This window comes from Pseudomonas sp. SG-MS2 (assembly GCF_009933855.1).
In the GTDB taxonomy this organism is placed as follows: Bacteria; Pseudomonadota; Gammaproteobacteria; order Pseudomonadales; family Pseudomonadaceae; genus Aquipseudomonas; species Aquipseudomonas putida_E.
Map to the genome: position 1 here is coordinate 1 of NZ_MOMO01000277.1, position 784 is coordinate 784.

The window sequence follows — 784 nt, forward strand, 5'->3', positions numbered from 1 at the left end:
CCCATCAGTTCCGAAGCTTGCTCCCGGGCATCCTGGCAGGGAATGCCGGCTTCGATGCGAAACAGTGGATGGGTCTGGTTTTCACCTTGAAAGAACGTGGTCTTGCCTACAGTGGTTTTTACGTTCGGCTCATCGCTAGTCATTGATCTCTCCCAAGCATCCAGGGCCTGGGCGGGCACCTTCGCGGGTAAGCTGCGCCCTTTGTCGCGACACCGGCCTCACTCAATGCCGCGCACCTGTGGCAGCCGGCTTGCCGGCGATAGGGCCAGCCCAGGCAACACAGGGTTGTCGATTTAGTGCAGCGTTCGCGGCTCAGCCGGCATCTGGACCTGAATCAATGCCGCCTCGAGCAGCACACGCAGCGACTCGAGTTCATGTGTCGACGCCANCATCAGGGCCGACGCAGGCGACCGCGGCTGAACCAGCATTGCCTGATGCGTAACGGCTAGCGCGCAGTTAGCGAAGTCTGCGGCCTGGATGAGAGTGTCTTCGAGAGAGTGAAGGGCGTGGGGTGGATCGGGGACTATCTTTAACATTCCTATATCTCCAGAGGAAGCGCACCTATCCTGCTGTCAAACAGTTTGGGTGGCAGCTGTGTGCAGGTTGACAGACCGGCGGACATAGGAAGTTCCGGCGCACGCAAGCGTGCCCCACACACAGCCGCCATTGAAGGCGCTGCCTACCTACATACCGTTACGGCCTGTCAAAGCCATGTCGCTGACGTGCAGCAACAGGCCGAGACTAGAGCGCCAGCAGGGCGACCGCAACGGAAAACAGGCGGCTG

Annotated in this window: 2 protein-coding genes; both read right to left on the reverse strand. The window is 60.3% G+C overall.

Annotation, left to right across the window (positions count from 1 at the left end; translation table 11 throughout):
* Window positions 1-143 (reverse strand): DUF3077 domain-containing protein (locus BLX42_RS26495; RefSeq protein ID WP_161872992.1); only part of this gene is annotated, 143 nt, incomplete at its 3' end.
* Between the two features lie 150 nt (window positions 144-293).
* Window positions 294-536: a hypothetical protein gene (locus BLX42_RS27050; RefSeq protein WP_256672128.1), complete on the reverse strand. Its 243-nt coding sequence runs from the start codon at window positions 534-536 to the stop codon at window positions 294-296.
* Window positions 537-784 lie beyond the last annotated feature (248 nt).